23 protein-coding genes and 1 tRNA gene are annotated in these 24,110 nt (G+C 66.6%); 11 read left to right on the plus strand and 13 right to left on the minus strand.

Annotated features, from left to right (window positions below; all coding sequences use genetic code 11):
• The first annotated feature begins 108 nt into the window (after window positions 1-108).
• Together ACG3SL_RS11545 and ACG3SL_RS11550 are read left to right on the plus strand one after the other, a co-directional pair.
• The gene (locus ACG3SL_RS11545; RefSeq protein ID WP_448661272.1) at window positions 109-615 is read left to right on the plus strand and encodes a DUF1993 domain-containing protein; all 507 of its coding nucleotides are present in this window, start codon (window positions 109-111) and stop codon (window positions 613-615) included.
• Window positions 612-1,484, plus strand: coding sequence for a 2-dehydropantoate 2-reductase (locus ACG3SL_RS11550; RefSeq protein WP_448661274.1), 873 nt, complete (start codon window positions 612-614; stop codon window positions 1,482-1,484). The genes ACG3SL_RS11545 and ACG3SL_RS11550 overlap by 4 nt, the downstream gene beginning before the upstream one ends.
• An 18-nt stretch (window positions 1,485-1,502) precedes the next feature.
• Here the strand turns inward: ACG3SL_RS11550 and ACG3SL_RS11555 are convergent, their stop codons facing one another.
• Together ACG3SL_RS11555 and ACG3SL_RS11560 are read right to left on the minus strand one after the other, a co-directional pair.
• On the minus strand, window positions 1,503-1,985 hold the full coding sequence (locus ACG3SL_RS11555) for a hypothetical protein (RefSeq protein WP_448661275.1): 483 nt from the start codon (window positions 1,983-1,985) through the stop codon (window positions 1,503-1,505).
• Window positions 1,982-2,575, minus strand: coding sequence for a hypothetical protein (locus tag ACG3SL_RS11560; protein WP_448661276.1), 594 nt, complete (start codon window positions 2,573-2,575; stop codon window positions 1,982-1,984). The genes ACG3SL_RS11555 and ACG3SL_RS11560 overlap by 4 nt, the downstream gene beginning before the upstream one ends.
• A 167-nt stretch (window positions 2,576-2,742) precedes the next feature.
• Between ACG3SL_RS11560 and ACG3SL_RS11565 the strand changes: the two genes are divergently transcribed.
• Window positions 2,743-4,035 carry a nucleotide disphospho-sugar-binding domain-containing protein gene (locus ACG3SL_RS11565; RefSeq protein ID WP_448661277.1) on the plus strand — a complete coding sequence of 431 codons (1,293 nt, stop codon included), beginning with the start codon at window positions 2,743-2,745 and terminating at the stop codon, window positions 4,033-4,035.
• A gap of 32 nt (window positions 4,036-4,067) precedes the next feature.
• Here the strand turns inward: ACG3SL_RS11565 and ACG3SL_RS11570 are convergent, their stop codons facing one another.
• Together ACG3SL_RS11570 and ACG3SL_RS11575 are read right to left on the minus strand one after the other, a co-directional pair.
• Window positions 4,068-4,511, minus strand: a complete 444-nt coding sequence (locus ACG3SL_RS11570; protein ID WP_448661278.1) for a metal-dependent hydrolase — start codon at window positions 4,509-4,511, stop codon at window positions 4,068-4,070.
• An 87-nt stretch (window positions 4,512-4,598) separates the two neighbouring features.
• On the minus strand, window positions 4,599-5,216 hold the full coding sequence (locus ACG3SL_RS11575) for a DJ-1/PfpI family protein (protein ID WP_448661279.1): 618 nt from the start codon (window positions 5,214-5,216) through the stop codon (window positions 4,599-4,601).
• Window positions 5,217-5,387: 171 nt separating this feature from the next.
• On the opposite strand from ACG3SL_RS11575, the gene ACG3SL_RS11580 reads away from it, so the two are divergent.
• A complete protein-coding gene (locus ACG3SL_RS11580; RefSeq protein WP_448661281.1) occupies window positions 5,388-6,239 on the plus strand; it encodes a hypothetical protein in 852 nt (283 codons plus the stop codon).
• A gap of 109 nt (window positions 6,240-6,348) precedes the next feature.
• Here ACG3SL_RS11580 and ACG3SL_RS11585 read toward each other — a convergent pair whose 3' ends face one another.
• From ACG3SL_RS11585 to ACG3SL_RS11595, 3 genes are all read right to left on the minus strand, one after another.
• Complete coding sequence (locus ACG3SL_RS11585; RefSeq protein WP_448661282.1) at window positions 6,349-6,957, minus strand: ATP-binding cassette domain-containing protein; 609 nt, start codon at window positions 6,955-6,957, stop codon at window positions 6,349-6,351.
• Window positions 6,947-7,636, minus strand: a complete 690-nt coding sequence (modB, locus tag ACG3SL_RS11590) for a molybdate ABC transporter permease subunit (protein ID WP_448661284.1) — start codon at window positions 7,634-7,636, stop codon at window positions 6,947-6,949. Before modB ends, ACG3SL_RS11585 begins: the two co-directional genes overlap by 11 nt.
• 115 nt (window positions 7,637-7,751) lie before the next feature.
• Window positions 7,752-8,753 carry an IS30 family transposase gene (locus ACG3SL_RS11595; protein ID WP_448661285.1) on the minus strand — a complete coding sequence of 334 codons (1,002 nt, stop codon included), beginning with the start codon at window positions 8,751-8,753 and terminating at the stop codon, window positions 7,752-7,754.
• A gap of 189 nt (window positions 8,754-8,942) precedes the next feature.
• Between ACG3SL_RS11595 and ACG3SL_RS11600 the strand changes: the two genes are divergently transcribed.
• The 3 genes from ACG3SL_RS11600 to ACG3SL_RS11610 all read left to right on the plus strand — a co-directional run bounded on the left by ACG3SL_RS11600 (window position 8,943) and on the right by ACG3SL_RS11610 (window position 13,661).
• The gene (locus ACG3SL_RS11600; RefSeq protein WP_448661286.1) at window positions 8,943-10,646 is read left to right on the plus strand and encodes an Hsp70 family protein; all 1,704 of its coding nucleotides are present in this window, start codon (window positions 8,943-8,945) and stop codon (window positions 10,644-10,646) included.
• Window positions 10,643-12,352, plus strand: coding sequence for a hypothetical protein (locus ACG3SL_RS11605; RefSeq protein WP_448661287.1), 1,710 nt, complete (start codon window positions 10,643-10,645; stop codon window positions 12,350-12,352). Before ACG3SL_RS11600 ends, ACG3SL_RS11605 begins: the two co-directional genes overlap by 4 nt.
• 502 nt (window positions 12,353-12,854) lie before the next feature.
• Window positions 12,855-13,661: a hypothetical protein gene (locus ACG3SL_RS11610; RefSeq protein ID WP_448661288.1), complete on the plus strand. Its 807-nt coding sequence runs from the start codon at window positions 12,855-12,857 to the stop codon at window positions 13,659-13,661.
• 127 nt (window positions 13,662-13,788) lie between these two features.
• Here ACG3SL_RS11610 and modA read toward each other — a convergent pair whose 3' ends face one another.
• Window positions 13,789-14,544: a molybdate ABC transporter substrate-binding protein gene (gene modA / locus ACG3SL_RS11615; RefSeq protein WP_448661289.1), complete on the minus strand. Its 756-nt coding sequence runs from the start codon at window positions 14,542-14,544 to the stop codon at window positions 13,789-13,791.
• Window positions 14,545-14,732: 188 nt separating this feature from the next.
• On the opposite strand from modA, the gene ACG3SL_RS11620 reads away from it, so the two are divergent.
• Window positions 14,733-17,225 (plus strand): TonB-dependent receptor domain-containing protein, encoded by a 2,493-nt coding sequence (locus ACG3SL_RS11620; RefSeq protein ID WP_448661291.1) that lies wholly within the window; start codon window positions 14,733-14,735, stop codon window positions 17,223-17,225.
• Window positions 17,226-17,368: 143 nt separating this feature from the next.
• Here ACG3SL_RS11620 and lepA read toward each other — a convergent pair whose 3' ends face one another.
• Window positions 17,369-19,177 (minus strand): translation elongation factor 4, encoded by a 1,809-nt coding sequence (gene lepA / locus ACG3SL_RS11625; protein ID WP_448661292.1) that lies wholly within the window; start codon window positions 19,175-19,177, stop codon window positions 17,369-17,371.
• A 102-nt stretch (window positions 19,178-19,279) separates the two neighbouring features.
• Here lepA and ACG3SL_RS11630 point away from each other — a divergent pair, with 102 nt between their 5' ends.
• Window positions 19,280-20,251 carry a CsgG/HfaB family protein gene (locus tag ACG3SL_RS11630; protein ID WP_448661293.1) on the plus strand — a complete coding sequence of 324 codons (972 nt, stop codon included), beginning with the start codon at window positions 19,280-19,282 and terminating at the stop codon, window positions 20,249-20,251.
• 94 nt (window positions 20,252-20,345) lie between these two features.
• Here ACG3SL_RS11630 and ACG3SL_RS11635 read toward each other — a convergent pair whose 3' ends face one another.
• Together ACG3SL_RS11635 and pnuC are read right to left on the minus strand one after the other, a co-directional pair.
• Window positions 20,346-20,882, minus strand: coding sequence for an AAA family ATPase (locus tag ACG3SL_RS11635; RefSeq protein WP_448661294.1), 537 nt, complete (start codon window positions 20,880-20,882; stop codon window positions 20,346-20,348).
• A complete protein-coding gene (gene pnuC, locus ACG3SL_RS11640) occupies window positions 20,879-21,439 on the minus strand; it encodes a nicotinamide riboside transporter PnuC (RefSeq protein ID WP_448661295.1) in 561 nt (186 codons plus the stop codon). Before pnuC ends, ACG3SL_RS11635 begins: the two co-directional genes overlap by 4 nt.
• A gap of 218 nt (window positions 21,440-21,657) precedes the next feature.
• On the opposite strand from pnuC, the gene ACG3SL_RS11645 reads away from it, so the two are divergent.
• Window positions 21,658-21,734: transfer RNA gene (locus tag ACG3SL_RS11645), tRNA-Pro, on the plus strand.
• 55 nt (window positions 21,735-21,789) lie between these two features.
• Here the strand turns inward: ACG3SL_RS11645 and ACG3SL_RS11650 are convergent.
• Window positions 21,790-22,548: a UTRA domain-containing protein gene (locus ACG3SL_RS11650; protein ID WP_448661296.1), complete on the minus strand. Its 759-nt coding sequence runs from the start codon at window positions 22,546-22,548 to the stop codon at window positions 21,790-21,792.
• A 62-nt stretch (window positions 22,549-22,610) separates the two neighbouring features.
• On the minus strand, window positions 22,611-23,162 hold the full coding sequence (locus ACG3SL_RS11655; protein WP_448661297.1) for an HD domain-containing protein: 552 nt from the start codon (window positions 23,160-23,162) through the stop codon (window positions 22,611-22,613).
• A gap of 194 nt (window positions 23,163-23,356) precedes the next feature.
• Between ACG3SL_RS11655 and ACG3SL_RS11660 the strand changes: the two genes are divergently transcribed.
• Window positions 23,357-24,100 carry an acid phosphatase gene (locus tag ACG3SL_RS11660; protein WP_448661298.1) on the plus strand — a complete coding sequence of 248 codons (744 nt, stop codon included), beginning with the start codon at window positions 23,357-23,359 and terminating at the stop codon, window positions 24,098-24,100.
• Window positions 24,101-24,110 lie beyond the last annotated feature (10 nt).

Genomic DNA, 24,110 nt, shown 5'->3' on the forward strand with positions numbered 1-24,110 from the left:
TTTTGGGGGTCGAAGCGCCCTCCCGTGGTTCGCCCCGATCTCGCCGAAGCCCCCCTCCCTCCAGCAAAACCGTCGTCATCCGCCCCGCCCCGGTGTACACCCGCGCGCATGGCCACCGAACTCTACGAACTCGCCGTCCCGCCGCTGCGCCGGGGCCTTACCCAGCTTGCCGCGATCCTCGAAAAGGGCCGCGCCTATGCCGAGGAACAGGGCATCGCCCCCGAGCAGGTCCTCCAGGCAAGGCTGGCCGACGACATGCGCCCCCTGCTCGCGCAGGTGCAGATGGCGACCGACTCCGCCAAGTTCGCAGGCGCGCGGCTGGCCGGGATCACCCCGCCGTCCATGCCCGATGTCGAGACCAGCTTCGCCGAGCTGGCCGCGCGCATCGCCACCACGCTCGCCTTTCTCGACACGCTGACGCCCGAAGCGATGCAGGGCCGCGAGGACGCACAGGTCGAACTAAAGACCGGGTCAGGCAGCTACCAATACACTGCCCTCGGCTATCTCCAGATTTTCGCGCTGCCGAACTTCTATTTCCACGTCACCACCGCCTACGCGATCCTGCGCCATCTGGGCGTGCCGCTGGCGAAGCTGGACTATCTGGGGCCCCGGTGAGCGAGGTGACACGCATCGCAGTGATCGGGGCCGGGGCGATCGGCGGGACCGTGGCGGCGTGGCTGGCGCAAGCGCACGCGGTGACGCTGTGCGTTCGCTCGCCGCTGGACAACCTGGAAATCGACAGCCCCGAAGGCACGATCCGCGCCGCCCCGCGCGTGCTGACCGATCCCGCCGATGCGCGGCGCGTCGACTGGGTGCTGGCCGCGACCAAGACCTATGACGCCACCGGCGCAGCGGCCTGGCTGCCCGGACTGATGGGCCCGACGACGCAGCTCGCAGTGCTCCAGAACGGCGTCGAGCATCGCGAGCGGTTTCGGGGCCTTGTGCCCGACGCGCATGTTTTGCCCGCCATCGTCGACATCCCCGCCGAGCGCACGGCGCCGGGCCGCATCCTTCAGCGGCGCAATGGCACCATCCTGGTCCCCGCAGGCGTCGCGGGCGACGGCTTTGCCGCACTGTTCGTCGATACCCCGATCGCGGTTTCGACCACCGCCGATTTCACAACAGCGGCGTGGCGCAAGCTCGCGATCAACTGCGCCGGCATCGTCAACGCCCTCACGCTGCGCCCCGCCGAAGTCGCGAACGACGCGGGTATCGCGCAGGTGATCCGCGCGCTGGTGCGCGAATGCTGCGCGGTGGGCCGCGCGGAGGGCGCCGACATGCCCGACAGCGTGGCCGACCACGTCGTCGCCCAGATGCGCGCGGCGGACCCGCAATCGGTCAACTCGCTCCACGCCGACCGCGTCGCCGCCCGCCCGATGGAGCTGGACGCCCGCAACGGCGTCATCGTCCGCCTGGGCGAGCGCCACGAAATCGCTACCCCGATGAACCGGGCGCTCGCGGCGCTGCTGGCGGCGGCGGCCTGAGCCGCGCGCCGCCTCCCGTCAGTCCTTCGCGTCCTTCTTGTCCCACAGCTTCATCTTCTTCGCGCGCCCGACAAAGGTCGCCCGGTCCGAGGGCGAGACCTGCGCCCGTCCCGACATGATGCCCGCGCCGATCGCGCAGCGCACGAAATAGGTTTCGCCTGCCTCCAGCTCCATGTTCAGCCGGTCGGTCGCCTCCCCGGTGGTGTAATATTGGTGCTTGCCCGGCGTGGCGAGGTGAACCCAGTATTTCCCGGCGCCCAGCCGCGCCACTTCGACTTCGGCCGCGCCTTCGCCTTCGCGCACGGTGCAGCCCAGCGCCATGCCCATCAGCGAACCGGGGCGCCAGAACACGACCTGCGCCATGCCCTCCGGCGGGGCGCCGATCGCGCCGCTCTTGGTGGTGAGGACGACGTCCGCCGGCGCTGCCGCCTCCTGCGCTGTCGCGGCTACCGGCACACATGCCAGCATGGCTGCCGCCAGGATCATCATCTTGGTTTTCATTGGACGTTCCCCCTGTTTTCCGGCCCCTCCGCCGGTGATTGCGTAGATGGCGCCGGCGCGGCGCCGGCGACGATCGCATTGCCCAACGCGCCCGCCGCGATCGTCTTTTCCCCGCCCCGGACCAGGAAGCCGCCGAACGGCACGACCAGCCCGACGCCCAGCGCCTCGTCCCGGCGATCCGCGCCGATGTCCAGGCTGCCCATCCGAAAGCGCCGGAGCGGAACGCGCTGCCCGGCCACGTCGAGATACCGGACCGTGACGATAAGCTCGCCCGCCTTGCCGCCGCCCCCGGCCTTGGCGGCGTGGACCACCTGCCCCTTGCCCGGCGTACCGACGGGAAGGACCAGCGTATCGCCAATCGACACCGGCTTGGTCAGCCGGACGGCAAACCAGTCATCGATCTTGCTTGTCTTTGAACTGAGCGCGTCCACGAAAGCGAACTCGACCGCAGTGCCGGCCGCCAGGCGCGATATCTCTACCGTCTGTGCCGGGGGAGCGCCCGTCTCCACGCGCGGCGCTTCCTGTGCAGCGGCAAAAGACGCCGCCAGCCCCATCCCGGCACACGCAAGCGTAGCACGCACAACCAGCAAAGCCCCCTCCCCAAGCGATTCTTGGCCCAAGGCTATGTTCGTTACGGCATCGAAGCAATCGCCAATAATGGACGCGCACCCAACGCACGCCCCCTTCCCGCCGCGCGGCTATTTGGATAGCTTCCCCTGCCTGCGGCACGCCTGCGCCGGGCGAGACGGGGACCGCAATGCACAGCCCACGGATCACCATCGCCACGGTCGGCTCGCTGGGCGACCTCCACCCGTTCATCGCGATCGGGCGCGCGCTGGCGGCGCGGGGGGCGGCGCCGGTGATGGCGGTGCCGCTCGATCATGTCGACAAGTGCCGCAATGCCGGGCTGGAGGCAGAGGCGATGCTGGGCAGCTTCGCCGATCTCGCGCGCGACACCGGGTTGGACGACGCCGAAGTGGTGCGCCGCGTACTGCGCGATCAGGATTTCCTGGTCCGGCGGCTTTTGCTGCCCCCGCTGACCGACAGCGCCGATCGCCTCGCCCGCATCGCGGCAGGATCGCAGGCGATGGTCGGCTCGCTGTTCGCGCTCGCGGCGCCGATCGCGGCGGAGCGGGCGCGCATCCCCTTCGTGTCCGCCGTGCTCCAGCCGATGGCGTGGCTCTCGCCCGAAGACCCCGGCACCGGCCCCAATTTTCGCCTGTTCGCGCGCCCGCCGCTCGGAAGCATCGGACGCGGGTGGAACAGGGCCGTGGCGCGGCTGATGGCGGCGGAGCTGCGGCGCCGCTATGCGCCCGCGATCAACGCCGTCCGGGCGGCACAGGGGCTTGCCGCCACGCGCCGCACGCCGCTGCTGGAGGCCGGCACCGCGCCCGCGTTGTCGCTCGGCCTCTATTCCCCCGCCCTCGCGCCGCTCCCCGCCGACGCGCCCGCCCCGGCACGGCTGACCGGCTTCCCATGGTTCGACAGCGACGATGGCGCCGCCCCGGTGCTGCCGCCCGACATCGCCGCCTTCCTCGCCGCCGGCCCGCCGCCGCTGGTCGTGTCGCTGGGCTCGTTCGTGCCCTATGCCGAGCAGAACCTGTACCGCCGCGCCGCCGAAGCCGCCCGCGCGCTGGGCTTGCGCGCGATCCTGCTGACCGGCGAGCCGCTGGGCATCGAGGGCGCGGACCTGCTCGTCAGCCGCTATGCCCCGCATTCGCTGCTCTTCCCCCACGCCGCCGCGATCGTGCACCATGGCGGCGTCGGCACCACCGGCCAGGCGCTGCGTTCGGGCCGGCCGCAGCTCATCGTCCCCTTCATGGGCGACCAATATGACCATGGCGCGCGGATCACGCGGCTTGGCGTGGGCCTGACGACGCTGCCGGGGCGGTTTGCGAAGGGCGGCGCGGCGTTGATCGAGCGGCTGCTGGAAGAACCGACCTTCGCCACGCGAGCGGCGGCGGTAGCGGCGGCAATGGCGGAGGAGGACGGCGCGAGCGCGGCGGCAGAGGCGATTCTTGGCGTGGTGGGGGCTGCAGCGCGCAAGTAAGCCTTGGCGTCTGCCGCGCCATTGCGTCGGTCCTATGCGTCCCGCAAAGTGCGAAAGACGATCGCACCGCCACCCAGCACGCCCGCGCCGACACACAGGGCGTGCAGCAATCCGATCGACACCGCGGCCAGAGCAGGATTGCCATCGGCGAACGGCCAGAACGGGCGCATGTCCCCATGCATCAAAGCGTCCAGGCCGATATGCGAATAGGTGCCCACAAACGCGCTGCACGCGGCAACCGACCAACGGATAGGTCGGTCGATAAGACCGACCTGCCGCAGCACCAGAGTGCCGGTCGGGCGCCCTACCAGAGTGGCAACCACTGCCACGACGAACGCGCCGGCACTGGTGTGCGTGAACCCATGAAGGACCGCGTCTCCCCTCAGCATATGCACCAGGGGCTCTATATCCATCAGTACCTGCGCGCCGCCGAAAACCGCAAAGCTGAAACGATCACCGGCGACCGCCTTGATCAACGCCCCGGGACCCAGATGAAAAGGTGTAAAGGGCACGGCGTTCCTCCGATCTGATGCACCTGCAATCCTGTCAACGCCGCGCCCGGCTTACCCCTCGACCGCCTCCCGCGCCACGAAAGGTGCCACCACCGCCATCGCCTGATCGACGTAGCGCGCCTTTTCCCCCACCGGCGCGACGTAGTGGATCGCGGCCTCCGCATCCGCCAGCGAAGCACCGCGCGCAATCATCCAGGTGGCGAGATATTGCGAGGCGAGGCAGCCGCCGGCGGTCGCGACATTGCCGTGCGCGACGAACGGCGCGTCGAGCACTGCCACCCCCGCCTCAATCACCCAGGGCTTGGTCGTCAGGTCGGTACAGGCCGGCAGGTCGCCCACCAGCCCCAGCTTCGCCAACATCAGCGTGCCCGAGCATTGCGCGCCGATCAGCTGGCGCGCGGGGTCCAGGCGGATTTGCCCCATCAGCGCGGCATCCTCGACCAGCGCGCGCGTGCGGCTGCCGCTGCCGATCAGCACGGCGTCCGCCTCGGCGGCGAAGGCCAGCGGCTTCTGGCGCTGCACCGTCACGCCGTTCAGCGACGTGACCTGCTCGGTGGGCGCGGTGATATAGGCCGCCCAGCCCTGTGGCCGCATCCGATTGAGGATCGCCGCCGCGATGAACGAATCCAGTTCGTTGAACCCGTCGAACGTCAAAACCGCAATCTGCACGCGCCTATCCCTCAAGAAACCCGGCCCTTCGTAGGCTTTAGGCCTCATAAAGTGCGCTGTCAGCCATCGCCCAGTTGCGGCCACCAGAAAGACGTCGCACTTGCTTAGAATCGGCCGGTGGCCCAGCTTCTAATATCAGGTGCGACGGGGCTCGCAGGGGGTAGGTTTTTCATGTCCTTTGAACCGTTTGGGTATCGCTTCGAGGTGACGTCGTCGCAGTCGCCAGCCGAAGTGAAAAAGGTCCTCCGGTCGCGCAAAAAGAGCTGGTTCGACGCGAAGAACGGCGCACGGGGTTGGATTGCCGGACCATTCATATGCCTCTGGTTCAGCGCCTTCGATCAGCGCGGTCCCATGTTGTTTGGCATTATCTCCGGCGATAGCGCCGGTACGCGAGTACGCGGCCTAGCAGGTTCCGACCTAAATGGGGTGGTGGCGTTTTCGCTCCTGATCCCGCTAATGGCATTTGTAACATACCAATTGATTGCCGAAGGGTCTGCATCTGTTGGTCAGTTGATCGTCATCGCGGCTGTTTTCCTCGTCGGAGGGCCCTTCATCTACTGGGTAGCGCACAAGGATAGGCGAGGGGCTGAGCCTCTCGTTCGTTTTCTTCGTGATAGCTTGACCGCCTACGGTCGAACACTTGGACGAAAGTCAGCCGAGCTGACCATATCCCAGGGATTTGCGCTGAGTGTCGACGGCGAGAAGCTTGCGGGCCCATTAAAACCACAGTTGATCCAAGACGCCCTGGTTGGAGTGGGGGAGGGAAGTGTCGTAGTCTTGGAGGCAGGTCCGGAAACCTACATTCAGACCGCATATCGCGACGGCGGGTACATCGTAGAAAAGCGGTGTGGAAATAGCCGATCACACTTCCGCGCGGCGCGACCTCAAAGGGCTCCTACGGTTGCGAAACATAGCAAGTACATATTCGATTTTGAAGAAGTGCGCGTCATGTTCATGACCTATGCCTCGACGGCTCCAATGCCCAACTTTTTCGTCTGGGAGCCGCTGGCCCTGAAGGGATAACGGAACGGCAAGTTTGCGCTCGCTTGCTCCGAAAGCTGCCTGAGCGCTTCCCATCCAATCTCCGACATTCGGCCCTAAGACCGAAAGCACCCGTTCACGGCTTCCCGACCTAAATCGCGACCACCCGGTTTCCCAGCCGCTCCGCTTCGTCGCGGTCGTGCGTCACCATCAGGATGGGCAGCCGCACCTGATCGCGCACCCGTTCGATCAGCCCCATGATCTCCTCACGCCGCGCGCGGTCGAGCGACGATAGCGGCTCGTCGAGCAACAGGAATCGCGGGGCGGACAGCAGCGCCCGCCCGATCGCCACGCGCCGCGCCTCGCCGCCCGACAGGCTGCGCGGCCAGCGATCGAGCAGCGCGGCGAGGCCCAGCAGCGCAATCGTCTCGTCCACGTCCGCGGCGCCTGCGCCCGCGCGCCATCCGTAGAGCAGGTTCGCCCGCACGCGCAGGTGCGGGAACAGGCGCGGGTCCTGAAACACATAGCCTGCGCGCCGTGCCTCGGGCGCCAGGTCGATGCCCTGTGCCGCGTCGAACAGCGTCGCGTCGCCGACACGGACATGCCCCCGCTCGGGCGCCAGCAGCCCCGCGACCATGTTGAGCACGCTCGTCTTGCCCGCGCCCGATGGGCCGAACAGCACGGTCAGCCCCTCGCCCGCGATCCGGCACGCGACCTCCGCCTCGCCGACACGGCGCGCGACATCGATGTCAAAGGACATGCAGCCCCCGCCCCGCGCGCCGCGCGATCAGTTCCGACGCGACCAGCGCGACCAGCGACAGCGCCACCGAAATGCCCGCCAGCCGCAGCACCATCGCCTCGCCCCCCGGCACCTGGAGCGCGGCATAGATCGCCAGCGGCAGCGTCTGCGTCTGTCCCGGCACGTTCGAGACAAAGGTGATCGTCGCCCCGAACTCGCCCAGCGCGCGGGCAAAGCCCAGCACCGCGCCCGCGACGATCCCCGGCAGGCTCAGCGGCAGCGTAATCGTGCGGAAACACCGCCACGGCCCCGCCCCCAGCGTCCGCGCCGCCTGTTCCAGCCGCGTATCGACGGCCTCGATCGACAGCCGCATCGCCCGCACCATCAGCGGCAGCGCCATGACGGCGGCGGCGATCGCGGCGCCGCTCCAGCGGAACAGCACGCTAACCCCGAACCACGCCTCCAGCCAGCGCCCCACCGGCCCGGCGGGGGCAAAGGCGAGCAGCAACAGCCATCCGGTGACGACCGGCGGCACCACCAGCGGCAGATGAACCAGCCCGTCGAGCAGCACTTTCCCCGGAAACCGCCCCCGCGCCAGCGCCCATGCCAGCGCGAACGCCACCGGCATCGTCGCAAGCACCGCCACGCCACCCACCTGAAGCGACAGCAGCACGATGCCCCATTCGGCGGCGGTCAGCACGGCGCGGAAAGATCGCTTGGCATCGCGCCCCCATGCCCGCCCCCGCCCCGCCCCGCAAGCGCGAGGCGTGCCCCCAAAAAAGCCTCGTCATTCCCGCGAAGGCGGGAATGTGGACTCACGGTTGAAGTGCACCGGTTGAGATTTTGGAGAATGCCTCTGCGGGTGTGAGGAAGCCAAGGCATTTTCTTGGGATATTGTTGAGCCGGTCGGCACAGGCACGGAGTTGTCTGTGGCTGACGGTGTCGAGGTCAGTTTTGCGAGGCAGGCTTCGGCGCAGTCGGCCGATGGTGTTTTCGACACCGCCCTTTTGCCATGGGGCTCGGACATCGCAGAAGAAGGTCTGGATGCCGAGGCTGTCGTGAAGGCGGTGATGTTCGGCGAACTCGGTGCCGTTGTCGAAGCTGATGGTCCTGCGCAGATCCTGGGGGATATGGCGCAGTCTGCGGGTGATCCGGCGTGCGGTCAGCTCGGCTCTGCGGTGGGGAGGCTTGTCGAGGATGGTGTAGCGTGTGTGGCGCTCGTGCAAGACGAGGACATTGTGCCCATATCGGGCGAACAGCATATAGTCTGCTTCCCAATGGCCCGGCTGTGCGCGATCCCGGGCTTCGAGGGGGCGTTCGCCGATCGGCCTGCGCTGTTTGATGAAGCTGGCCGGGCTTCCGCCCTGGCGGCCATAGCGGCCGCGCCTTGCCTTGCAGCGGGGCAGAAGGCGGTGCCAGTAGTCCTTCTGGGCCGAGCGATGATAGACGTATCGATAGATTGACTCGTGGCTGACCATGGTGCGACCGTGCTCAAGCGCCAGTCGGCCGGCGATCTGTTCGGGAGAGCATCCCATCGCAAGGCCGTTCTTCACGATATCTCGCAGGTCCGGCTGGCGCGCCAGCTTGAAACGGCCGTCCCATCGTCGTCGTCTGATCGCGAGCCTATGGGCACGCCCGGGCGCATAGCCGCCGGGCCAGACCTTGGTCGGCTTGCTATTGCGCCTGAGTTCCCGACCGACCGTCGTGTGATCACGCCCGATCGCGGTGGCAATCTGTCGGCAAGATATACCGCCCTCATGAAGGCGGCATATCTCGATCCGCTCGTCGAGGCTGAGCTGCCTGTAATGTCGTCCCATCGCGCAATCACCTTAGCAGGTGGTGCACTTGTTCCGTGAGTCCGGGGAATCCATTGACGCTGGTGCTGAGGCTCTTTCCTCAAACGTAAGGGAGAATGGATTCCCGCCTTCGCGGGAATGACGGGTTGCCGCTGGCGAACCCGATTGCGCCTCGTTAGTCCTGCCCCGGCAGCATGAGGGAGCGCGCGTGTGATTATCGGTATCGACCTGGGCACCACCAACAGCGCCGCCGCCCTGTGGCGCGATGGCCAGCCGGTGCTGGTGCCCAATGCGCTGGGCGATATGCTCACCCCCTCCGCCGTGTCGATCGCCGCCGACGGCACGCTGCTGGTCGGCATGGCCGCGCGCGAGCGGCAGGCGACGCATCCGCGCGACACAGTGACGGCGTTCAAGCGGCACATGGGCACGCAACAGATCGCCACGCTGGGAAAGCGCAGCTTCAACGCCGAGGAGCTCTCCGCGCTCGTCCTGCGCCAGCTCAAGGCCGATGCCGAGGCGTTCACCGGCGAAGCCGTGACCGGCGCGGTCATCACCGTCCCCGCCTATTTCAACGATCGCCAGCGCAAGGCGACGCGCCGCGCGGGCCAGCTCGCCGGGCTGCAGGTCGAGCGGCTGGTCAACGAACCCACCGCCGCCGCGCTCGCCTTTGGCGTGCAGACGCGCGAGCAGGAGCCGTTTCTGGTGTTCGACCTGGGCGGCGGCACGTTCGACGTGTCGATCGTGGAGGTGTTCGAAGGCGTGATCGAAGTCCGCGCCTCGTCGGGCGACAACCGGCTGGGCGGAGAGGATTTCAACGACATCGTGATCGGCGTCGCCCGCCCCGGCCTCCAGCCGCGCAGCGCGCTCGACGCCGCCGATCCGCTGGTGCTCCACGAACTGCTGCGCGCCGCCGCCGAACGCACCCGCCGCGCGCTGAGCGACAATGACAGCGCCGAATTCGGCATCGTGCTGGGCGAACAGGCGCTCACCACCACCGTGACGGCGGGCGCATTCGAGGAGGCGGCGGGGGCGCTGCTCCAGCGGCTGCGCGATCCGGTGCTGCGCAGCCTGCGCGATTCGGGCATCCGGGTGGAGGAACTGAGCGAGATCGTGCTAGTCGGCGGATCGACCAGGATGCCGGTGGTGCGCCGGGCGATCACGCGGATGTTCGGGCGCTTTCCCAACGCGACGGTGCATCCCGATCATGCTGTGGCGCTGGGCGCGGCGGTGCAGGCCGGGCTGATCGCGCGCTCCGAGGCGCTGGAGGAAGTGCGAATGACCGATGTCTGCCCCTTCACGCTGGGGGTGGATTCGGCGGAACCCGACGGGCGCGGCGGCTGGCGCACGGGCATCTTCTCGCCGATCATCGACCGCAACACCACGATCCCCGCCAGCCGCGTCAGCCACTACCAGACCGTCACCGACAACCAGAAGCAGATCCATTTCGGCATCTATCAGGGCGAGGCCCGCGACGTATCGGGCAACGTCAAGCTGGGCGAGATCACGGTCCCCGTGCCCAAGCGGCCCGCCGGACAGGTGGGCGTGGAATGCCGCTTCACCTATGACACCAGCGGCTTGCTCGAAGTCGACATCTCGGTCCCCGGCACCGATGTGTCGCGCAACCTGGTGATCGTCGACGACGCCGACGCGATGACCGAGGCGGAAGTCGCCAAGCGCCGCGACGCGCTCGCCGCGCTCAAGGTCCATCCGCGCGCGGAGAGCGAGAATGCCGCCGTGCTCGCGCGGGCCGAACGCTGTTACGAAGGGTTCATCGGCGACCAGCGCGCCTTTGTCGGCCATTGGATCGGCCAGTTCGAACAGGCGCTGGAAACGCAGGACCCGCGCACGATCCACGCCGCGCGCCAGCGGCTGGTCGATGCGCTGGACTCGATCGAGGGCGAGCGTTTCCTGTGAGCGCCTGGCGCACGCTGGGGATCGACCCGACCAGCGACACCCGCGCGATCCGCCGCGCCTACGCCGTGCGGCTCAAGACGATCGACGTCGAAGCCGACCCCGCCGCCTTCATCGCGCTGCGCGAGGCGTTCGAGGCGGCGACCGAGGAAGCGCCGTGGGTCGGAAGCGAGGATTGGGAAGAGGAGGAGGCCGTCCCGGTCGAGGAAGAGGGGCGCGTTCTTTCTCCCCTCCCGCATGCGAGTTTGGGGTCGGCTGTGCCTGAGGTGGAAGAAGCGCCGCGCGAGCGCGGCCCCTCCCCTAACCCCTCCCGCTTGCGGGAGGGGGATAGAGAAGATGATGCCCCGCCAATCGAAGAACCAAATACCGACGCAGAGCCCACCCCCCAGCCCACCCCCTCCCCCCGCCCCGACCCCTGGGCGCAGCCCGGCCCCGACTATTACCAGCGCCACGCCGCCGCGCTCGCCGCGCTGCTCGACCGTGCGCACGATGACCCGGCCCGGCCGCCCACGTCGATCGAGCAGCGCGAAATGCTCGAGCATTGGCGCGTGCTCAGCGGCAATCCCGCGATGGAGCGGCTCGATTTCGCCGCCGATACCGAAGCGTGGATCGCGCAGGCGGTAGGGTACAGCATCCCCTTTTCCGACGCGCTGATCGTGCCGGTGACCGAGTATTTCGGCTGGTACCGCGACGACGGCACGATCCGCCAGAGCCCCGGCATGGCGGAAATCACCGCGCGCTACCGGATGCTGCGCTTCCTGGCGGACATCCAGGTCCCCGGTCACGAGCACCATGCGGCATGGGTAGAACTCACAACCCCGGCTCCCGAAGGCGCCCGGCGCGGCAAGGTGAAGCGCGATCCCGTCCACGCACTGCTCAACATCACCCGCACCCATTTCCCCGATCTGGAAGGTGCGTTCGACGCGGAGCGCGTCGCCCTGTGGGACCCGAAGCAGGAAGTCGGCCCCGCCCGGCCCACACGCGGCAAGTCCCTGTTCCAGCGTCCATGGTTCTGGATCGTTCTCTTCATCGTACTGGTCAACCTCGGGCGGCTGGTCGCGGATCGGGAACCGTTCCTGCCGTCCACAAATCCGCCGCTATCAGCGGAGGCCTCGGACATTCAGGCTGTGCTCTCGCAGATGGGCGACGGCTCACTGCAATGGGGCGCGGTACAGGGGCAAAACAGACCGTTGGCAGACCTGCTGCAATCCAGCTGGCGTACTGCCAGGCGGGAGAACAAGAGCCGCAACGAATGGCTCAAGCCGATGCTCGACACGCTGGCCGAGCGTTTCGAGCGTCAGCTACCTTATGCGCCCTATCCGCTGCGCGTCACCTACAACCGCATATTGATTCAGAAAGCACAGGCGATGCTCTCGATCGCGCCCGAAAAGTGCGATGCGATGATGAAGGGGCAGAGCTATCCCGCCGACCAAGTACCGCCCCGCCTGCGCCAAGCCGAGCGCACGCTGGTCGGCCCGGTACTGCTCCAAACCCAAGCCGAACCCCGCCCGCCATCCGCACGCGGCACCTTCTCGGTCACCCCCGCCCTGATGCGCGCCATCGCCGACCGCGCAAAGATCACGACCGAGCAACTCCGCGACGCACTGGTGTTCAAGGCCGACGCCCGCACCAATTGCGTCGCCCGCATCGCGCTGATGGAAACCGCCATCGCCCTTCCCCCGGAACAGGGCACGCCGCTGCTGCAATAGCGGTGGGGCGGGGACGATATCCACCTGCCGAGCGCAGAAATCTTCCGCTGAGGCAGATCAATATTTGGATCACCCAACATCCTTGCCACGATCTTGTCGATCGTCGCAAGGGCTCTCGGCTACCCGATCAATCCGAGAGCGCAAGCACACTGGAATGCCGCTTCCTCTTCAAGGGACTCCAAACGACGGGATTTAGGGCGGCGGTAGCCGGCGTAGGGCTCCGCTTGCGCTTGCAGAACAATGGCTCGTGCGGCATGCGCCTTCCTTAAGGGGGATTTTTGTGGGCGATCTTAAACTGCGCGTAAATGTTGGCCTGGCGTCTTTGGCACTGCTCTCGGCCTGTGGCGGGGGGGAGAGCGGTACGGTTCGCGTGCCTTCCACGGGGAACTCTCCAACACCCTCGCCTGCCGGATCGCCGGCGCCAGCGCCAGCGCCTGCACCCGGAGCGCTGAAGACCGGAGAACTGAAGCCAACTGCCGACGCGACCTTCATTGCTGCTACGATGGAAATGACGACCACCGCTGGCTCGACCAGCGAAGTGACCGGGCAAACGTCAGGCGGTACCACTAGCAATCGCTCAGTCATACTCGACACGCCGGGTTTCAGGGCCACCTATGATGCCCGATATGGGTACTCTCTAACTGATTCTTTCAACGCGGCCACTTTCGGAGCCGCGCAGCTAACCAGCGACACAACAGCCGACAGCTTCAATCCCACGGTTTTGTTCACCAGGCCGTCCACAGCTGCGGTCGATTACCTAGCGCTCTACAAATTCAAGGTAACAACCTCATCAATTCTCGGGTCAGGCACAGTTGAGCCCCGATCCGCGGGTGTGGGCGGTTGGCAACATAGCATTTCAGACCCTGGCGCTCGTCGAACGCGGTTAAATTACTTCGCGTTCGGTCCGATAACGCCAGCAAGCGCGATGCCGCGTTCCGGTGTAGTGAAGTTTTCACTTACTGGCTCTGGAAATTTTGCCACCGACACCAGCCTGCATTTTGCGACGCAGCATGATGAAGTTACCGTAGACTTTGGCACCGGAAAAGTATACGGTACAATTTCTGCCAGCGGAAAAAACCTATACGATGGCGCTTCCGGCGGGATTTACTATGCCATATTCAAAGGCGTGATCGCCGGCAACTCAGTCACCGGCCCCACCACTTCCACCTTCCCCTCGGCGTCGGGACAGTTCCGATTGTTATTCGTGGGCCCCAGCGCAGAGGAGATTATTGTCACTCATGTCGGGGAAAACTGGCAGGGGCACTACGTGAGTGCCGCTGTAGGATTTCGTAATCCATATATGCCGTGACATAGCGAAAGGCTGCAAGACGAGAGGCGGTCGGGGGCCAGGGCCAGCCCGTTGACCGTGCCCCGGGCGGCAAAGTCCGCGTCTCCCGGCGCAGCCCCACGCCGCTTGTCGCCCCCATCAAGCCCCCTCAAAGCGGCTGAAACCCGAACCCCGCAAAGATCGCCTTGCCCCTGGCCGACAGCAGGAAGCGACGCAGCGGCTCGGCATCGGGGCTGGTCGCGCTGGTCAGCCGCGCCAGCGGATAGCGGATCGGCGGATGGCTGCGCGCGTCGAACATGCGGATCGCGCGCACTTTGGCCGATGCCCGCGCGTCGGTGGCATAGACCGCCGCCCAGTCCGCCCCGCCGCGCTCGACCAGCGCCATCGCGGCGCGGACATTCTCGGCGCGCACCACGCGCGGCGCGACCATCTCCCACAGACGCATCCGCTCCAGCGCCGCCCTGGCATAGCGCCCCGCCGGCACCGATTCCGGGTCGGCCAGCGCAATGCGGCCGGTGCGGAGCAACTGCGCCAACCGTATCGAAGCCTCCGGCATCGGCCGGTCGGCGGGCTGCACCACCACCAGCCGATTGCCGAGGAACGGCGCGCGCGTGCCCCGCACGATCCGCCCGCGCTTTTCCAGATCATCCATCCAGGCTTCGTCGGCGGAGGCGAACAGGTCCGCCGGCGCGCCCGCCGCAATCTGGCGGGCCAGCGCGGAGGATGCCGCGAACGACAGCACCGGCCGGGCGTGGCCCTGCGCCGCCCAGGCATCGGCGGCGGCGTTCATCGATTCCTGCAGGCTCGCGGCGGCGAGCACCAGCGGCGCAGCCGGCGCGGCCCATGCCCCGCGCGGTGCCACGCCCGCCAACGCTGCACACCCCAGAAACTCCCGCCGGTTCATCACGCTGCGTCCCTCCTGCCTCCGCCGGTCATAGCAGCGTCGCGCGCCCGAGAAAGCGGGCATCGTTGTGGCAATAACGACACGATTTTCGAGAATTGCGCGAAGAACGCGGCTGCGATCCCCAGGCGCGGCCTCGCCGCCTCCTATAACGCGGATTGAGGGGTGACAGTCTTATGAACGGGTGAAGAATGCACTCTCGCACGCTATTCGCGGTCCTGGCCGCGACGACGACTCTCTCTACCCCTGCCCTCGCCCAAACCGCTTCCAACCCGCCCCGCGCCGCTGAAAAGCAGGACGCCGGCAAGAAGGATGCAAAGCCCCAGCCCGAAAAGGAAGTCTTCTCCACCGGCGTCGCCAAGGGCCGCGACCGGCTGGACAGCGCGACGTCGACCAGTTCGCTCAAGGGCACCGAAGCGCAGAAGCTCGGCCCCGTCGGCCTGGCCGACATCCTGCGCACCATGCCCGGCATCCGCGTGGAATCGGGCATCAGCGAAGGCAACAACAACTATGCCGTGCGCGGGCTGCCGATCGGTTCGGGCGGCTCCAAATATGTCCAGATTGAAGAAGACGGCTTGCCCGTCATGGAGTTCATGGACGTCTTCAACATGGCGGGCGATTCGTTCTTTCGCGCCGATTTCAACATCGCGCAGGTGGAAACGATCCGCGGCGGCTCCGCTTCGACCTTCGCGTCGAACTCGCCTGGCGGGCTCATCAACCTGATCTCGAAGACCGGCGACGTCGAAGGCGGCGCGATCCAGGTCACCACCGGCCTCGGCTATGACATGAAGCGCCTCGATTTCGATTATGGCGCGAAGCTCAGCGACACGCTGCGCTTCCATGTCGGCGGCTTCTACCGCGTCGGCGAAGGCCCGCGCAGCACCGGCATGACGTCGTTCAAGGGCGGCCAGGTCAAGCTGAACGTGACCAAGGAATTCGCGAACGGCTATATCCGGCTCTACGCCAAGATGCTCGACGACCGCGCGCCCAGCTATGCCACCTATCCGGTGACGATCACGGGCAGCAACGACAAGCCCAAGCTGGGCAACATCCCCGGCTTCGACATCCTCAAGGACACGATGCTGTCCTCGAACGTCACGTCGCTGCTCACGCTCGACGGCAACAACCAGTTCGCCCAATATGCGATCCGCGGCGGCCAGCATCCGCAGAGCAAGTCGATCGGGCTCGAGGCGCAGTTCGAAGTGGCCGGTTGGACGATCACCGATCGCATGCGCTACACCAACACCTCGGGCGAGTTCCTGCGCGCCTTCCCCAGCACCGTCGCCCCGATCGCGACGGTCGCGACCACGCTGGCGGGTGCCGGCGCGACGGCGACCTATGCCAACGGGCCGAACGCGGGCAAGGCGGTGCCGACCAACGCCAATGGCAACGGCCTGCTCTCCAATTTCTTCGCCAACACCTACAACATGAAGAATGGCGATCACTTCGCCAATGATTTCCGTGCCACGCGCGTCTGGCGGGTCGGCGCGGGCGACCTGACAGTCACCGGCGGTTTCTATGCGGCATCGCAGACGCTTGCCGTCGACGCGCTCCAGGTGTCGCTGGTCACCGACGTGGTCGGCGGCAATCGCACCGCGCTCGTCAACCTGACCAGCGCGGCAGGCGTGCCCCAGACGCAGGACGGCTATTACGCGTTCAGCCGCAACGGCTCGAAGCTGCGCCGCGCCTATGATGTCGATTACAGCGTCGCCGCGCCCTATGGCTCGATCAACTATCGCTTCGGCAAGATCGCGATCGGCGGGAGCCTGCGCTACGACACGGGCCGCGCGCGTGGTCGCCAGGTCGGCGCGGACCTGGGCGGCGGGCGGATCGGTACGGTCAGCTACGACATGAACGGCGACGGCCGCATCAGCGCGCCCGAAACCCGCGTCTCCTACCTCCCGCTCGGCCAGGCCGCGCCGGTCGACTATGACGTCAATTATCTGAGCTATTCCGCCGGCATCAACTATCGCATCGCCGAGCCACTCGCCTTTTTCGGCCGCTACAGCCGGGGCGGGCGCATGAACGCGGACAAGATCCTGTTCACCAGCGCGATCGACTTCACCACCGGACACCTCTCGGACTCGCGCCAGGCCTATGACGCGGTCAGCCAGCTCGAAGGCGGGTTCAAGTTCCGCAAGAACGGCATCACGCTCAACGCGACCGGCTTCCTCGCGCATGCCGACGATCACAACCAGCTCAACGGCACCGCGACCCAGACCTATCGCAAATACCGCACCTATGGCCTCGAAGTCGAGGGCGGCATCCGGCGCGGCCCGTTCAGCATGACCGCGGGCGCCACCTATACCAAGGCGAAGATCACCCGCGACTATTTCGACGCCACGCTGACCGGCAAGGAACCGCGCCACCAGCCCGCCTGGACGCTCCAGGCGACCCCGCAGGTCGATACCAAGTACGCCACCGTCGGCGCCAGCGTGGTGACGATCACCAGCAGCTATGCGCAGGACATCAACAAGCTCAAGCTGCCCGGCTTCACCACCGTAGGCGCGTTCGTGATCTTCCACCCGATCGACCGGATCGACGTGGCAATCACCGCGCAGAACCTGTTCAATACCAAGGGCTTCCTCGACATCAGCCAGGGCGACATGCCCGCCAACGGCATCGGCTGGGCCCGCTCGGTCCAGGGCCGCACCGTCGCCGGATCGGTCCGCTTCAACTTCTGAACCCGGACGCCCCCTTTGGCCCGGTCGCGCATACCTGCGCGGCCGGGCTTTTTCGTGCGCTATCGAGAAAACTGCGCTCGTCTGCACCGCGCCGCGCTTCAGAGTGCGCGAACGGCCCCTTCAGACCTCTGGGCAAAGAGCCCTTATTCCTCACCCATCCTTAGCGCCGCGATAAACGCCTCCTGCGGGATCTGCACGCTGCCGTATTCGCGCATCCGCTTCTTGCCTTCCTTCTGCTTGTCCAGCAGCTTGCGCTTGCGGCTGGCGTCGCCGCCATAGCATTTGGCGGTCACGTCCTTGCGCAGCGCGGCGATGGTTTCGCGCGCGATCACCTTGCCGCCGATCGCGGCCTGGATCGGGATCTTGAACAGGTGGCGCGGGATCAGGTCCTTGAGCCGTTCGCACATGCCGCGCCCGCGCGTTTCGGCGGTGGAAGCGTGGACGATCATGCTCAGCGCGTCGACGGGCTCGTTGTTGACCAGGATGCTCATCTTGACCAGGTCGCCCTCCCGGTGGCCGATCTGCTCGTAATCGAAGCTGGCATAGCCACGGCTGATGCTCTTCAGCCGGTCATAGAAATCGAACACGACTTCGTTGAGCGGCAGTTCGTACGTCACCTGCGCGCGGCCGCCGACATAGGTCAGGTTCTTCTGGATGCCGCGACGATCCTGGCACAGCTTGAGGATCGGTCCCAGATATTCGTCGGGGACATAGATGACCGCGTTGATCCACGGCTCCTCGATGCTCTCGATCCGGTTCGGATCGGGCATGTCGGCGGGGTTGTGCAGCTCGATCTCACGCGCCGCGGCCTCGCCCGCCGCCTTGGTCAGCTTGAGCTTGTACACCACCGACGGCGCGGTGGTGATGAGGTCGAGGTCGTATTCGCGCGTCAGCCGCTCCTGAATGATTTCCAGGTGGAGCAGCCCCAGGAAGCCGCAGCGGAAGCCGAAGCCCAGCGCCGCGCTGGTTTCCATTTCGAACGAGAAGCTGGCGTCGTTGAGCCGCAGCTTCGAGATGCTCTCGCGCAGCTTTTCGAAATCCGCCGCATCGACCGGGAACAGGCCGCAGAACACCACCGGCTGGACTTCCTTGAAGCCCTCCAGCGCCTGGAGCGCGGGGCGCTTCGCGTCGGTCAGCGTGTCGCCGACGCGCGCCTGCGCGACTTCCTTGATCTGTGCGGTGATGAAGCCGATTTCGCCGGGGCCGAGATCGGGCAGCTGCTCGATCTTGGGGCGGAACGCGCCGACGCGGTCGATCAGGTGCGTGGTGCCGGCGGCCATGAACTTGATCTGCTGGCCCTTTTTGATCGTGCCGTCGATCACGCGGACCAGGATGACGACGCCCAGATACGGGTCGTACCAGCTATCGACCAGCATCGCCTTGAGCGGCGCGTCGGGGTCGCCCTTGGGCGCGGGAATGCGCTCGACGATCGCGTCGAGGATCTCGTCGATGCCGATCCCCGATTTGGCGCTGGCGAGCACGGCGTTCGAGGCATCGATGCCGATGATCTCCTCGATCTCGTGCCGCACCTTCTCGGGCTCGGCGCTGGGCAGGTCGATCTTGTTGATGACCGGGATGATCTCATGGTCATGCTCGATCGACTGGTAGACGTTGGCGAGCGTCTGCGCCTCGACCCCCTGCGCCGCGTCCACCACCAACAGCGCGCCTTCGCACGCGGCCAGGCTGCGACTGACTTCATAGGCGAAGTCGACATGGCCCGGCGTGTCCATCAGGTTGAGGACATGGCCCTTCCACTCAAGGCGCACGGTCTGCGCCTTGATGGTGATGCCGCGCTCCTTCTCGATGTCCATGTTGTCGAGGACCTGGGCGGACATCTCACGCTCGGTGAGGCCGCCGGTGCGCTGGATGAGCCGATCGGCCAGGGTCGACTTGCCATGGTCGATGTGCGCGATGATCGAGAAATTGCGGATGCGGGAGAGTTCGGTAGCCATGATCCGCCAGCGCCTAGCACTGCCGCGAACATCAACAAAGCCGATTTCACTGGCGGCCCGTTTCGGGCATGGATGCCGCGCAATTCGTTTGTGGGGGTAAGCATGAACATCGTGTACAAGAGCCTGAACACCGTGGCCGCGACGCTGGCGCTCCTGTTCGGGGCGCAGGAAGCAGCGGCGCAGAGTCGGGCTTCCAAGACCCAGAAGACGCAGGATCAGGCGATGACCGACGTGCCGCATTGCGCGCGCAAGCTCGGCACGCTGTCGATCGTCGACGGCGACGATCCCTCGGGCTGGACGCAGTATCAGCTGGCCCCGCCGCAGAAGCTGCTCAAGGTGCTGGTCCAGCGTTCGGGTTGCTTCACGCTGGTCGATCGCGGATCGGGCCTGCAGGCGGCAGAGAAGGAGCGCAACATCGGCGGCAACCTGGGTCTCCAGCGCGGCTCGAACGTTGGCCAGGGCCAGATCAAGGCAGCGGACTATGTGCTGGTCGCCGAAGTCCAGGCATCGAACCGTAACGCCAGCGGCAGCGGCATCGCGGGTGCGGCCGGCGGCGTGATCGGCGGTCCGATCGGCGGGCTGCTGGGCGGCATCAAGTCGCGCAAGATGGAGGCGAACACCGTCCTCTCGCTCACCAACGTCCGCACGACCGAGACGATCGCGACCGAAGACGGCTATGCGTCGAAGAACAGCGTCTCGTGGGGCGCGGGCGGCGGCGTCGGCTTTCTGGGCGGCGGTCTGGGCGCGGTCGGCGGCGGCTATGACAACACCGATATCGGCCGGATCGTGACGCTGGCGTTCATCCAGGCCTATGCCAAGATGGTCGACGGCCTGGGCCTGGTGCGCCCCGGCGACGCCGGCACGGCGCAGGCAGCGCCGGCCAAGACCTTCACCGCGCAGGCCCCCGTTGCGCTGCGCACCACGCCGGCGGCGACGGGCAAGATCATCCGCACGCTCAATCCCGGCGCGATCCTGTACCCCACCGGCAACAAGAACGGCCTGTGGTGGGAAGTCGCCGACGAGAACGACAATGTCGGCTGGGTGCTGAACACCAAGCTCGCACCGTCCAACTGATCGACGGACAGACAACGAAAAAGGGCCGCCACGGAAACCCCGTGGCGGCCCTTTTTACGTTGCAGGATGCAATTGCGGATGCCCCCAGCGCGCATCAACCGCGGTGCACGGGCGCTACGCCAGCAGCCTCGATCGCAGTGATCGCCTGGGCGAGACGCGCCTCGCCCTGCCCGCGCACCAGCACCCACGGCACCCCGCGCCGGACCAGTTCCGCGCGCGATAGCTCGAAAAAGCGTCGCCGCTGCCCCGCGGTGCCGAACAGCCGCGTGCCGTCTTCGACCCAGGGCAAGTCGATATCGAACAGCAGGTACAGGTCCGCGGTCCCGCTCCACGCATCGAACCATGGGTCGCGCCGGCCGAACAACATGTCCGCCCACACCGCCGTCATCAGCGGATCGGTATCGAGTATCAGCGGGCCCGCGCAGTGCTGCACCATCATCCGCGTGCCGGCATCGTGGATCCTGGCGATTTCCAGCAGGTCGGCCATCGTGAAGTCGGTGCCGCGCGCTTCGGCATATTCTCGGCCATATTCATCGATCACCTCGGCGCCGAAATGCGCGGCGAGCTGGGGCGCCAGCGTCGACTTGCCCGTGCTTTCGGGGCCGTGGAGGCAAATGGTGCGCGGCGTCATGCGACGCGCTCCGCCCGGCGCCACTGGACCAGGCCCCACACGGACAGCCCCAGGAACACGCCATATAATCCCGCTGTCAGCCAAAGCCCCTTGACCGCGAACAGCGGCACCGCGAGCAGATCGACCACGATCCACAACACCCAGTTTTCGATCGCCCGGCGCGACAGCAATATCTGCGCCGCGATGCTCAGCACGGCAATGGCGGCGTCCCACCATGGATAGGCCGCGTCCGTACCCCGGTGCATCAACGCTCCCCAGGCGACCGTGCACACCACGCAGGCGCCAAGCCATGCGAGACGCGCCGCCCGTCCCAACCGTTCGACCCGAACGCCGCCGCCGTCGATGCGTGCCCGCGACCAGTTCCACCAGCCGTACAGATTGACTGCAAAGAAAAAGACCTGAAGCAGCGCATCGCTGTACAGGCTCTCACGATAGAATATGCCGCCATATAGCGCGACCATCGCCAGAGCGAAGGGATAGTTCCACATGCTACGGCGCACCACCAGCAGCACGGTCATCAGTCCGAGCACGGACGCGGCAATCTCGACAAGGTTCACGTGCAAGTCGTTAACCATGTTATATTTGAGGGTCGAGAGCCCAGTTATGTCGGCACGCGGCAAAGTGCCCCAAAATGGCGGAAATCCGCCGCGCAAAGCGGCTGCGCGCGGACATTGCGAAATTGCGCAACGGAGCGCTTGCACGACTCGAAAGCCGTGGTTATAGGCCCCGCTCCAGCATCGATCCGGCCCCGAGGCCGCAAGGATCGATACTCCGTCGGGGAGTAGCTCAGCCTGGTAGAGCACTGTCTTCGGGAGGCAGGGGCCGGAGGTTCGAATCCTCTCTTCCCGACCACATTTCAAACGAAATGATCACCGCCCTCAAGGCGCCACGGCCAGCCACCGCGGGCCTAATCGCGCACGTCCACATCGACATGGACCCGGATCGCGTCGTGACGCCAATATTCGTGGTCATATTCCACCACGCGGCCGTCCGCTCCGAAACAGGTGCGCACTACCAGCAGCCCGGGCGTGCCGGGCTTCACGCCCAGTGCCTGCGCCATGCTGCCCACCAGCGCGCAGGGGCGCATGTCGATGCGATTACGCACGACCGCGAGACCATAGTGCGTCGTCAGGACGTGCATCAGCGAGCCGTCGAGCCCATGCTCAAGCAGCCCCGGCGCCAGCGTGGGATCGACGAAGATCCGTTCCACCAGCACTGACCGGCCATCAACAGAACGGCGGCGGTGGATGTCGTACAACGCCATGTCGGGCGCCGTCCCGAACACGTCGGCGACGGCGGGGCATACCGGTGAAAGCCGCTTGGAAAGCGTCTCCGTGCCCGGCGTGCGCCCCTGTTCGGCGACATAGGTCATAAAGCCGGAGGCGCGAGTCGGATCATAGGTTATGGCCGGCGGCGAAACATACCAGCCGCTGCGGTCGCGCCGATAGATCAGCCCTTCCGCCTCCAGATGGAACAGCGCCTCGCGAACCGTGCCGCGCGCCGCCCCGCTATCCCCCTGCAATCTACGCTCGGACGGCAGCTTCGATCCGGGCGCCAGACGGCCGCTCTCGATCCCCCGCGCGATCTGGTCGCGCAGTGCCAGATAGTGCGGGCCCATGGCGCCTTCGCCTCGGGGGAGCAACTGCATCTCGAACGCGCTTGGCATTGTCCCCCATCGCATAGGCAAGCGTTACATGCACCCCGGCGATGACCCCCGCCCTCCCCGATTCAACCAACGCACGCCACGAAGGCCAATCGCGCGCGATGCGAGGCAAGATCGGGCACACGCCACGCCGGATTTTTGCCCATATCGTCGAACCGGCGCAACTGCACGGCGTCGGCGAAATAGGGATTCGCCTCGAATGCGCGGGCCTCGTCCGGCGTCATCGGCCCGCCCTGGAGCCGCAGACTCAATGCCGAAGCACGAGTAAGCCCGATCAGATAGCCGGGCTCGACCGAACAGAGATAGCGCTTGGCGATCACGTGCAGCCGGATCGGCTCTGTTACCTCTGGCGGAAAGTAAGGGCGCAGGAATTGCGCGCCGGCTTCCTCGTGCAGCGCGTCGACGCCCGATTTTTCGGCAGCATTGCCGGCGTCGCCCAGGAATTGGCCGATGTCGTGAAGCAGTGCCGCGACGATCATCGCGTCGGAACAATGGTTGCGCCGGGCCAGCTCGGCAGTCTGCAAGGCGTGCGCGAGCTGGGACGCGTCTTCCCCATAGTGCGAAGCGCCGAACCGTTCGAAGATGTCGAAAATCCGCTCGATGATCGCGTCGGCCATGCTGCTCGAATTCCTGCGTGAGGTTTTACGCGGCGACGGGAGGCCGCCGCCGGGTGTCGCCAATTTGTAGCCTGATTGGACTAGACCAATAGTAGGGGCGCGACTGTGCCTGTCCAGTTGGCAAGGGAAATAAGGTTACGATGCGGTTAGAGATGCGCCGGAATATCGGGAACGCGCGCCGGTGGCGCGGCTACATGCCCGCACTGCTGCTCGCGCTGGTGGCTGCGGCCCCGGTGCAGGACTCCGGCCCCTATGTGCCCGCCGCCCAGGCGCCCGACGGCCTGGCCATCCTGCCGCCGCCGCCCGTTCCGGGCAGTATTGCGGCGCGCGCGGATCGCGCGATCTTTGAACAAACGCGAAAGCTGGTGGGCTCGCCCCGCTGGAAGATTGCGACCGACGACGTCACCAACGCGCCCCTCGATCGATTCGCCTGCGCCATGGGCGTGCAGCTGACAAAAGCCGAGGTCCCGGCGCTGATGCGCCTCCTCGACCGGTCCGGCACTGGCGCGGTCGTGAACCCGGTGAAGGCGCACTACCAGTCGCCCCGGCCCTATCTCGGCACCGATGCGCCGATCTGCGAGCCCAAGACGGCGCACCTGGCCCAGAATGGCGATTATCCGTCGGGGCACACCGCCAATGGCTGGCTGGAAGCGCTAATCCTCGCCGAACTGATGCCCGATCGCGCGACGGCGATTCTCGCGCGCGGTCGCGCCTATGGCGAGAGCCGGGCGGTTTGCGGGTCGCACAGCCGCAGCGCGGTCGAGGCCGGGTGGCTGGCCGGCGCGACGATGTTCGCGGTGCTCAACGGAACCCCCGCATTCCAGAGCGACCTGGCCGCTGCGCGTGCCGAAATCGCCGCGCGGCGCGATGCCGCGGCAAAACCCGCGCCTGCCCAATGCGATGCCGAGCGCAGCGCCCTCTCCACGCACCCCTGGTGAACCGAACCGG

The organism is Sphingomonas degradans (genome assembly GCF_053502645.1).